Genomic DNA, 9,857 nt, shown 5'->3' with positions numbered 1-9,857 from the left:
TGGAGACAACCCCATGAAGCTGCTGCGTACCTGCATCACCCTGGCCGCAGGCCTGGCCTTTGCTGCCGCCGTGCATGCGCAGGCGTTTCCGTCCAAGCCCATCCGTATCGTGGTGGGCTTCCCCGCCGGCGGGCCGCTGGACCAGCATGCGCGCCTGCTGTCCGACAAGCTGCAGACCGTGCTGGGCCAGCCGGTGGTGATGGACTACAAGGCCGGAGCCGGTGGCACCGTGGGCGCGCAGGAGGTGATGAAAGCGCCCCCTGACGGCCACACCATCATGCTGGCCAACACGGGGGTGATGGTCATCAACCCCGCGCTGTACAGCCGCCTGCCCTATGCCACCCTCAAGGACTTTGTGCCCGTGGCGCGCACGGCCATGCAGCCGCTGGCCTTGCTGGTCAACACCAGCGTGCCCGCCAAGAATCTGCAGGAGTTCATGGCCTATGCCAAGTCGCGGCCCGGTCAGGTCAACTTTGGCTCGGCGGGCAATGGCGGCATCAGCCACCTGGTGCCCGAGATGTTCAAGACCGCCACGGGCCTGTTCATGGTGCACATCCCCTACCGGGGCAGCGCGCCGGCATTCACCGACCTCATGGGCGGGCAGGTGCAATTCATGGCCGAGAGCATTCCGCAGGCTGCGTCGTACCACAAGCAGGGCAAGGTGCGCGCCCTGGCCGTGACCAGCAAGGAGCGCAACCCCGCGCTGCCCGAGGTGCCCACGGTGATCGAGAGCGGCATCAAGGGCTTTGAGGTGGTGGGCTTCTATGGCTTTCTGGCCCCTGCAGGCACTCCCAAGGACGTGGTCAACAAGCTCAGTGACGCCTTTGGCCAGGTGTTGCAGATGCCCGATGTGCGCAACCGCATGGTGAGCCAGGGGGCCGATCCGGCGTTTCTGGGCGCGGACGACTTTGCCAAGTTCCTGGCCTCGGAGATGCCCCGCTGGGCCGACGCCGTCAAGAAGTCTGGCGCGAAACTCGATTGACCCCCTGAGGCTCTGTGCGCCTTCGCCCTGCAGGGGGACTCCATCGGTGGCCCGGCAAACCTGGTCCCCGGTGGCGCTGGCTTGGGGCGGGTTGGTTTGAAGATGCGCCCTATGGCGTGGCCGGCGAGAAGAAGTCCACGCGGTCGGTGATGATGCCGTCCGTGCCCAGCGTGATGAGGCGCTGCGCCGCCCAGTCGTCGTTCACCGTGTAGCTCAGCGTGCGCATGCCCAGGCCGTGGACTTGTGCCACCAGGGTCTGGTCCCACAGCGTGTGGTTGCACACGATGGCCACACAGCCGAGCGCCTGGGCCTTGTCAAAGCACCCGTCCCACAGCGCGTCGATGAGCAGCGCGCGGGGCAGGTGGGGCGCGGTGGCCATGGCGCCCGCCAGTGCCTCAGGCTTGAACGACGAGAACAAGGGCGGCACGGCCTGGCCTTGCCACAGGCGCGCAGCGTATTCGCCCACCACGCGGCCCGTGACGTCTTCCTGGCCTGGTGTGGGCTTGATCTCGATGTTCAGGAAATAGCCGTTGGCGATGCAGTAGCGCGCCAGGCTCTCCAGCGTGGGCATGGGTTCGCCCGCGTAGCTGCGGGAGTGCCAGGCGCCCGCGTCCAGCTGCGACAAAACCGCCCACGGGTGATCGCCCCCTGTGGGGCTGGCCGCTGAGCCCAATGCGTGCGAGCCATTGGTCGTGCGGCCCAGGGTGGCGTCGTGCATCAAAAATGGCACGCCGTCGGCACTCAGCTTGGCGTCGCATTCGAACATGCGGTAGCCGTACTGGGCGCCCAGCCGGAAGGCGGCCAGGGTGTTCTCGGGGGCCAGCTTGCCAGCGCCACGGTGGGCGATCCAGCGGGGGTAGGGCCAGGGAGCGAGGGTGGGTGAGGATACGCTCATGCAGGTTCACCAAATTTCAGCAGGTTGCCATGGGGGTCGATGACATGCATCTCCTTCATGCCCCAGGGCTGGACGGTGGGAGGTGCCAGTTGCAGGCCGCGTGCCGTGAAATCCGCGTGCAGCAACCCGGTGTCTGCACGCACGTAGCACGAAGTGTTTTCTGCAATGTGGCGCTCGGTGCAGCGCCAGAAGTGCAGCTCGCAGCCATCGCGCTGCACGATGAGGTAGTTATCCACTTCGAGCAACGCAGTGAAGCCCAGCCGCTCGCTGTAGAACTGCCGGGTCTCCGCCAGGTGCAGGGAGGCCAGCACCGGTACGGTGGCCAGAATCCCGCGCCCGGCGCGGGCTGCTTCGGGCCGCTGCATGGGCTCAGTCGGGTATGCGTTTGCCCGTGGTGGCATCAAAAGCGTGCAGGCGGTCAGGACGCGGCACGACGTGGATCACCGTATCCGGCAGCGGCGCGTGGGTGCCTTCTTCCACACGCACGATGATCTGCTCGCCGTTGATGCGGCCATAGATCAAGCGCTCGGCGCCCAGCAGCTCCACAGTTTCGACGGTGACGGCCCAGCCTTCGCTGCGCACGTCCAGATGCTCCGGGCGGATGCCCAGGATGGTGCCGGGCTTGGCGCTGGGGGCGTTCTTGAGCAGGTTCATCGGCGGCGAGCCGATGAAGCTGGCCACGAAAGTGGAGGCCGGTGTGTGATAGACCTCTTCGGGTGTGCCGAACTGCTCCATGTTGCCCGCGTTCATGACGATCATGCGCTGGGCCAGCGTCATGGCCTCGACCTGGTCGTGCGTCACGAACAGGCTGGTGATGCCCAGTTCGCGGTGCAGTTTCTGGATCTCCAGGCGGGTTTGCGCACGCAGCTTGGCGTCCAGGTTGGACAGCGGCTCGTCAAACAGGAACACCTGGGGCTGGCGCACGATGGCGCGGCCCATGGCCACGCGCTGGCGCTGCCCGCCCGACAGTTCGCGCGGCTTGCGCTCTAGCAGGTGGCCGAGTTCGAGGATCTTGGCGGCCTTGTCCACGCGCGCCTTGATCTCTTCTTTGGGCACCTTGGCGATCTTCAGGCCGTAGGCCATGTTCTCGAAGTTCGTCATGTGGGGGTAGAGAGCGTAGTTCTGGAACACCATCGCGATGTCGCGCTGGGCGGGTTCCAGGTTGTTGACCACGCGGTCACCAATGCGCAACTCGCCGCCAGAGATTTCTTCCAGGCCTGCCACCATGCGCAGCAGTGTGGACTTGCCGCAGCCCGAGGGGCCCACGATGACGACGAATTCGCCATCCTTGACCTCGGCGTTCACGCCGTGGATGACCTGGTTGGCCTTGGGGCCCACGCCGTAGCGCTTGACGATGTTACGAAGAGAGAGGGATGCCATATGTGCAATGAATTTGATAGCTATAGGTGCTTATTGAATAAGCGCTAGCAGGGTTTTTGTCTTATTTTTCGGTATCCACCAGGCCTTTGACGAACCAGCGCTGCATGACCACCACAACGAACGCGGGAGGCAGCATGGCCAGGAGGGCCGTGGCCATCACGATGTTCCACTCGTTGCCCGCATCGCCACCGGCCAGCATGCGCTTGATACCGATGACCACGGGGTACATGTCCTCGGACGTGGTCACCAGCAGCGGCCACAGGTACTGGTTCCAGCCGTAGATGAACTGGATCACGAACAGCGCGGCAATCGATGTGCGTGACAGGGGCACCAGGATGTCCTTGAAAAAGCGCATGGGGCCAGCGCCGTCCACTCGCGCGGCCTCCACCAGCTCATCGGGCACCGTCAGGAAGAACTGGCGGAACAGGAAGGTGGCGGTGGCCGAAGCGATCAGCGGCACAGTGAGGCCCGCGTAGGTGTTGAGCATGCCCAGGTTGGAGACCACCTGGTAGGTGGGGCCGATGCGCACTTCCACCGGCAGCATCAACGTGATGAAGATGAGCCAGAAGCAGATGCCCTTGAAGGGGAAGCGGAAGTACACGATGGCAAACGCCGACAGCAGCGAGATGGCGATCTTGCCCACCGTGATGACCATGGCGGTGACAAAACTCACCCACATCATGCGGGCCACCGGCGCTGTGGAGCCGGCGCCTGCGCCGCCGCCAAACAGTGCGTCGTGGTAGGTCTGCCAGAAGTTGCTGCCGGGCACCATGGGCATGGGCACCTGCACGATGTCCTGCGCGGTGTGTGTGGAGGCCACGAAGGCCAGGTACAGCGGGAAGCCGACGATGATCACGCCCAGCACCATGATGAGGTGCGAGAACGCGGTGAGGTAAGGACTACGTTCAACCATTGGAATCTTTCAGAACCGAAGGATGGCCCACGGCGCTTGGATAGGACACGATGCAGGCGAGGGCCGCCGAGCAAGGGCCGCCCCGCCGTGAAGGCGGCGTCCCCCTGGAGGGGGTAGGCGCGAAGCGACTCAGGGTGTGCTTCATATCAGTACTGCACTTTCTTCTCGACGTAGCGGAACTGGATGACGGTGAGCACAACCACGATGGCCATCAGCACCACCGATTGCGCGGCCGAGCCGCCCATGTCCATGGCCTTGAAACCATCGTGGTACACCTTGTAGACCAGGATGGAGGTATCGCGCCCGGGGCCGCCCTGGGTGGTCGAGTCCACGATGGCAAAGGTGTCGAAGAACGCGTACACGACGTTGATCACCAGCAGGAAGAACGTGGTGGGCGACAGCAGCGGGAACTGAATGCTCCAGAACCGGCGCCAGGGGCCCGCACCGTCGATGGCGGCGGCTTCGATCAGCGACTTGGGAATGGACTGCAAACCTGCGAGGAAAAACAGGAAGTTGTAGGAGATCTGCTTCCACACCGCTGCAATCACGATCAGCGTCATCGCGTGGTCGGAGTTGAGCATGTGGTTCCAGTCAAAGCCCGACTGGCGCAGCATGTAGGCCACCACACCCAGCGAGGGCGAGAACATGAACATCCACAGCACACCTGCCACCGCAGGGGCGACGGCGTAGGGCAGCAGCAGGGCCGTCTTGTAGACGATGGCGCCCTTGATGATGCGGTCGGCAAAGATCGCGAGGATTAGTGACAGGCCGATGCCCACCACCGCCACCAGGATCGAGAAGAAGGCCGTGGTCTTGAACGAGGCGAGATAGCCCGGGTCTTCAAACAGGGCCTTGAAGTTGTCCAGCCCCACCCATTCGGTGGACATGCCAAAGCTGTCCTGCATCTGGAACGACTGCACCAGGGCCTGGCCCGCGGGCCAGAAGAAGAACACGCTGATGATGACCAGCTGGGGAGCCAGAAGCACCCAGGGCAGCCATGCAGAGCGGAAAAGTACGCGTTTTTCCATGACGAAACTCTCAAAAAGAAAACCCCGCCGCCCCGTGAACCAAGTTGGTTGACGGGGCGGCGGGCTTTCGATGCCGCCCGGCCGGATGGCCAGGTGGCATCGACAGATGGTGGACCGTGCTTACTTGTTGGCGCGTGCGAAGCGGGCCAGCTGCTCGTTGCCACGTGTCACGGCGGTGTCCAGGGCTTCCTTGGGCGACTTCTTGCCCGACCAGATCTGTTCGGTTTCCTCGTCGATGATCGAGCGGATCTGCACGAAGTTGCCCAGGCGGATGCCACGCGACTTGTCAGTGGCCTTGCGGATCATCTGCGTCACAGCCACGTCGGTGCCGGGGTTCTTGTCATAGAAGCCGGATGCCTCGGTGAGCTTGTAGGCGCCCATGGTCACAGGCAGGTAGCCCGTGCGCTGGTGGCTGGCAGCCTGCACCTTGGTGTCGTTCAGGAAGTTCAGGAAGCTGGCCACGCCCTTGTATTCCTCGGGCTTCTTGCCGGCCATCACCCACAGGCTGGCGCCGCCGATGGCGGTGTTCTGTGGGGCACCCTTCACATCAGGGTAGTAAGGCAGGGTGGAGATGCCGTAGGCGAACTTGGCTTCCTTGGCCACGCGGGCGTACAGGCCCGACGAGCCGGTGATCATGGCGCATTCACCAGAGGGGAAGGACGCATCGGCCGTGTTGTTGCGGCCCTTGTAGACAAAGCTGCCTTCTTTGGAGGCCTTGGCCAGGTTCTCGAAGTGGCGAACGTGCAGCGGGGTGTTGATCTGCAGTTGCGCGTCGTTGCCGTCAAAGCCGTTGTTCTTGGAGGCGAACAGGGTGTTGTGCCACAGGGAGAAGCTCTCCAGCTGCGTCCAGCTCACCCAGCTGGTGGTGAACGGGCAGCTGTGGCCGCTGGCCTTCAGCTTGGAGGCGGCAGCAAACACTTCAGGCCAGGTCTTGGGGGGCTTGTCGGCGTCCAGACCAGCCTTCTTGAAGGCGTCCTTGTTGTAATAGAAGATCGTGGTCGAGCTGTTGAGCGGGTAGCTCAGCATCTGGCCGTTGGGGGCGGTGTAGTAGCCGGCCACTGCAGATACGTACTCGGTGGGTTCAAACTTGAAGCCCGCGTCGTTGAGCACCTTGGCCGCAGGCACGATGGCGCCCTTGCTGGCCATCATGGTGGCGGTGCCCACTTCGAACACCTGCAGGATGTGGGGGGCATTGCCGGCGCGGAAGGCGGCGATGGCGCCAGTCATCGATTCGTCATATTGGCCCTTGTACGTGGGCACGACCTTGTACTGGGACTGGCTGGCGTTGTATTGCTTGGCCAGGTCATTGACCCAGTCGCCCAGCGCTGCACTCATCGAGTGCCACCATTGGATCTCAATGGGTGCCTGTGCTTGCGCAGGTACGCAGACCGACATCGCGACAGCGGCGCAGACCGCCAGAAGCTTCGTTTTCATGAATATTTCCTCCGAGGATGACGAAAAGCACAAGGGCCGGATGCTATGCAGCCTATGTGACATTGATATGTCGTTGTCGCATGACCCCGCGGCCTGCAACAACCGGGGAAACCCCTTGGGGTAACCGTGAGGGGTGCGATTGTGACCTTTTTGTGACAAGGTGTGGCGCATTTGCCGAGGCTTGCAAGGTTTTGTGCAATGCACCATGCTGGTGACCGTTCGCACGCTTGTGCAGCACCGGTTCGTTCGCGCCGTCGCGCGCCGGACTGGCCCCTCCTTTATCCCACCTCCTTCATAGCCATGGCCACCAATTCGCTCGACAAGAACAAGATCAAGTTTCTGCTGCTCGAAGGCATTCATTCCTCTGCTGTGGATGTGATCCGGGCGGCAGGCTATACGCAGATCGAGACGGTGTCCGGCGCACTGCCCGACGAAGAACTCCAACGCAAGATCGCCGATGTGCACTTTGTGGGCATCCGCTCGCGCACGCAGCTGACCGAAGAGGTGTTTGCCCAGGCCCACAAGCTTGTGGCAGTTGGTTGCTTTTGCATTGGCACCAACCAGGTGGACCTGAACGCGGCGCGCGAGCGTGGCATTGCGGTGTTCAACGCGCCGTACTCCAACACCCGCTCTGTGGCTGAGCTGGTGTTGGCCGAAGCCATCCTGCTGCTGCGTGGCGTGCCCGAGAAGAACGCGGTGGCGCACCGGGGCGGCTGGCTCAAGTCGGCCGACAACGCCTATGAAATCCGGGGCAAGACCCTGGGCATCGTGGGCTATGGCTCCATCGGCACCCAGCTGTCGGTGCTGGCCGAGGCCATGGGCATGCAGGTGGCCTTTTTTGATGTGGTCAACAAGCTGCCCCTGGGCAATGCCCGCCAGGTGCAGCACCTGCACGACCTGCTGGGCCAGAGCGACATCTTGAGCCTGCACGTGCCCGAGCTGCCCTCCACCGAAGGCATGATCGGCGCCGCCGAAATTGCGGCCATGAAGCCGGGCGGCATCCTCATCAACGCCGCGCGAGGCACGGTGGTGGATATTGAAGCGCTGGCTGCAGCGCTCCAGGCCAAGAAGCTGCTGGGCGCCGCCATCGACGTGTTCCCGGTCGAGCCGCGCACCAACAAGGATGAGTTTGTGTCGCCCCTGCGCGGGCTGGATAACGTGATCCTGACGCCCCACATCGGCGGCTCCACCATGGAGGCGCAGGCCAACATTGGCCTGGAGGTGGCCGAGAAGCTGGTGAAATACAGCGACAACGGCACCAGCACCTCGTCGGTCAACTTTCCCGAGGTGGCGCTGCCCGCCCACCCCGGCAAGCACCGTCTGCTGCACATCCACCGCAATGTGCCGGGCGTGTTGTCGGAGATCAACCGCATCTTCTCGGACAACCAGATCAACATCTCGGCCCAGTACCTGCAGACCAACGAGAAGATCGGCTACGTGGTCATCGACATCGACGCTGCCTCGTCCGACCTGGCGCTGGACAAGCTGGCCCAGGTCGGCGGCACCCTGCGCAGCCGCGTGCTGTTCTGACACTGTTGCGGGGCCGGTTCCGGCTCTGTCAGACAGCCCCGGCCCGGCAAGCCGCAGGCCGGTGGCTTAAAATCGCGCCCCCACCCCAGGTAGACCCCCATGAATGTACCGATCGCGTTGGCGGCCTTGCAGACGCAGGCCGCCGAGCCTGCCCGACTGCGTGAAATTCCCTATAACTACACCTCGTTTTCCGACCGGGAGATCGTGATCCGGCTGCTGGGGTCCTCATCCTGGGAGGTGCTGGACCAGCTGCGCAAAGAGCGCCGAACGGGCCGTTCGGCCCGCATGCTGTATGAGGTGCTGGGCGATATCTGGGTCGTGCAGCGCAACCCCTACCTGCAGGACGACCTGCTGGACAACCCCAATCGCCGCAAGCTGCTGGTCGATGCCTTGCAGCACCGCCTGGGCGAGATCGAAAAGCGCCGCACCCCTGCCGATGATGCCGAGCGCGACCGTCTGGTGGGCGAGTTGGTCGTCGCCGCGCGACGCGCTGTGGCCGAATTCAACGCCACGTTCGAGCAGGCCGCGCAACTGCGCCGCCAGATCCAGAAAACCCTGGGCCGCCTCACGGCCAAGGACAACATCAAGTTCGACGGCCTCTCCCGCGTGAGCCATGTGACCGACGCGACCGACTGGCGCGTCGAATACCCGTTCGTCGTGCTCACCCCCGACACCGAGGTCGAGATGGCTGGCCTGGTGAAGGGCTGCATCGAACTGGGCCTGACCATCATCCCGCGCGGGGGTGGCACCGGCTACACCGGCGGCGCCATTCCGTTGACATGGAAAAGCGCGGTCATCAACACCGAAAAGCTCGAAGCCATGACCGAGGTGGAAATGCGCCGCCTGCCGGGCCTGGACCGCGAGGTGGGCACGGTGTGGACCGAAGCCGGCGTGGTTACCCAGCGCGTGGCCGATGCGGCCGAGCGTGCCGGTTTCGTGTTTGCTGTGGACCCGACGAGCGCCGAGGCATCGTGCATTGGCGGCAATATCGCGATGAACGCGGGCGGCAAGAAGGCCGTGCTGTGGGGCACGGCGCTCGACAACCTGGCCAGCTGGCGCATGGTCACGCCCGACGCACAGTGGCTGGAGGTGACGCGCCTGGACCACAACATGGGCAAGATCCATGACGTGGAAGTGGCCACTTTCGAGCTGCAGTATTTCGAGGCCGATGGCAAGACGCCCGTGCGTACCGAGCGCCTGAGCATTCCGGGCAAGACTTTCCGCAAGGAAGGCCTGGGCAAGGACGTGACGGACAAGTTCCTCGCCGGACTGCCCGGCATCCAGAAGGAAGGCTGCGACGGCCTCATCACCAGCGCGCGCTGGGTGGTGCACCGCATGCCCGAGCACACGCGCACCGTGTGCCTGGAGTTCTTTGGCAACGCCAAGGACGCCGTGCCCAGCATCGTCGAGATCAAGGACTTCATGTTCGCCGAGCAAAAGCGCAGTGGCGTGCTGCTGGCGGGCCTGGAGCACCTGGATGACCGCTACCTGAAGGCGGTGGGCTATGCCACCAAGAGCAAAAAGGGCAACGGTGGCCTGCCCAAGATGGTGCTGATTGGCGACATTGCCGGTGACAACGCCGACGACGTGGCCCGCGTGACCAGCGAAGTGGTGCGCCTGGCCAACACCCGCAGCGGCGAAGGCTTTGTGGCCATCACGGCCGATGCGCGCAAGAAGTTCTGGGCCGACCGCAAG

At 63.8% G+C, this 9,857-nt stretch carries 9 protein-coding genes; 3 read left to right on the top strand and 6 right to left on the bottom strand.

What is annotated here, in order from left to right; translation table 11 throughout:
- Window positions 1-13: 13 nt before the first annotated feature.
- On the top strand, window positions 14-982 hold the full coding sequence (locus ISS20_RS20940) for a tripartite tricarboxylate transporter substrate binding protein (protein ID WP_056060354.1): 969 nt from the start codon (window positions 14-16) through the stop codon (window positions 980-982).
- A 109-nt stretch (window positions 983-1,091) separates the two neighbouring features.
- Here ISS20_RS20940 and ugpQ read toward each other — a convergent pair whose 3' ends face one another.
- From ugpQ to ugpB, 6 genes are all read right to left on the bottom strand, one after another.
- On the bottom strand, window positions 1,092-1,877 hold the full coding sequence (gene ugpQ, locus ISS20_RS20935; protein WP_291439209.1) for a glycerophosphodiester phosphodiesterase: 786 nt from the start codon (window positions 1,875-1,877) through the stop codon (window positions 1,092-1,094).
- Window positions 1,874-2,242, bottom strand: coding sequence for a VOC family protein (locus ISS20_RS20930; protein ID WP_291439207.1), 369 nt, complete (start codon window positions 2,240-2,242; stop codon window positions 1,874-1,876). The genes ugpQ and ISS20_RS20930 overlap by 4 nt, the downstream gene beginning before the upstream one ends.
- Before the next feature lie 4 nt (window positions 2,243-2,246).
- Window positions 2,247-3,257, bottom strand: a complete 1,011-nt coding sequence (locus ISS20_RS20925) for a sn-glycerol-3-phosphate import ATP-binding protein UgpC (protein WP_291439206.1) — start codon at window positions 3,255-3,257, stop codon at window positions 2,247-2,249.
- Between the two features lie 61 nt (window positions 3,258-3,318).
- Window positions 3,319-4,170, bottom strand: a complete 852-nt coding sequence (gene ugpE, locus ISS20_RS20920; protein ID WP_056641167.1) for a sn-glycerol-3-phosphate ABC transporter permease UgpE — start codon at window positions 4,168-4,170, stop codon at window positions 3,319-3,321.
- A gap of 146 nt (window positions 4,171-4,316) precedes the next feature.
- Window positions 4,317-5,198 (bottom strand): sn-glycerol-3-phosphate ABC transporter permease UgpA, encoded by an 882-nt coding sequence (gene ugpA, locus ISS20_RS20915; protein ID WP_015012736.1) that lies wholly within the window; start codon window positions 5,196-5,198, stop codon window positions 4,317-4,319.
- Window positions 5,199-5,318: 120 nt separating this feature from the next.
- The gene (gene ugpB, locus ISS20_RS20910; RefSeq protein ID WP_291439201.1) at window positions 5,319-6,632 is read right to left on the bottom strand and encodes a sn-glycerol-3-phosphate ABC transporter substrate-binding protein UgpB; all 1,314 of its coding nucleotides are present in this window, start codon (window positions 6,630-6,632) and stop codon (window positions 5,319-5,321) included.
- A 300-nt stretch (window positions 6,633-6,932) separates the two neighbouring features.
- Between ugpB and serA the strand changes: the two genes are divergently transcribed.
- Entirely contained in the window at window positions 6,933-8,162 is a 1,230-nt protein-coding gene (serA, locus tag ISS20_RS20905) for a phosphoglycerate dehydrogenase (RefSeq protein ID WP_291439199.1), read from the top strand.
- Window positions 8,163-8,261: 99 nt separating this feature from the next.
- A partial coding sequence (locus ISS20_RS20900; protein WP_291439197.1) for a DUF3683 domain-containing protein occupies window positions 8,262-9,857 on the top strand: 1,596 nt, incomplete at its 3' end.

The sequence above is a fragment of the Acidovorax sp. genome (assembly GCF_016783915.1).
Classification (GTDB): Bacteria; Pseudomonadota; Gammaproteobacteria; order Burkholderiales; family Burkholderiaceae_C; genus Acidovorax.
The sequence above is the reverse complement of the archived record's forward strand: the minus strand, read 5'-3'. Positions and strand labels throughout refer to the sequence as shown.

Coding starts and splice junctions, on each gene's coding strand:
- ugpE (WP_056641167.1), bottom strand. CDS start 4,170: ATGGTTGAACGTAGTCCTTACCTCACCGCGTTCTCGCACCTCATCATG.
- ugpQ (WP_291439209.1), bottom strand. CDS start 1,877: ATGAGCGTATCCTCACCCACCCTCGCTCCCTGGCCCTACCCCCGCTGG.
- ISS20_RS20925 (WP_291439206.1), bottom strand. CDS start 3,257: ATGGCATCCCTCTCTCTTCGTAACATCGTCAAGCGCTACGGCGTGGGC.
- ISS20_RS20930 (WP_291439207.1), bottom strand. CDS start 2,242: ATGCAGCGGCCCGAAGCAGCCCGCGCCGGGCGCGGGATTCTGGCCACC.
- ugpB (WP_291439201.1), bottom strand. CDS start 6,632: ATGAAAACGAAGCTTCTGGCGGTCTGCGCCGCTGTCGCGATGTCGGTC.
- ugpA (WP_015012736.1), bottom strand. CDS start 5,198: ATGGAAAAACGCGTACTTTTCCGCTCTGCATGGCTGCCCTGGGTGCTT.
- ISS20_RS20940 (WP_056060354.1), top strand. CDS start 14: ATGAAGCTGCTGCGTACCTGCATCACCCTGGCCGCAGGCCTGGCCTTT.
- serA (WP_291439199.1), top strand. CDS start 6,933: ATGGCCACCAATTCGCTCGACAAGAACAAGATCAAGTTTCTGCTGCTC.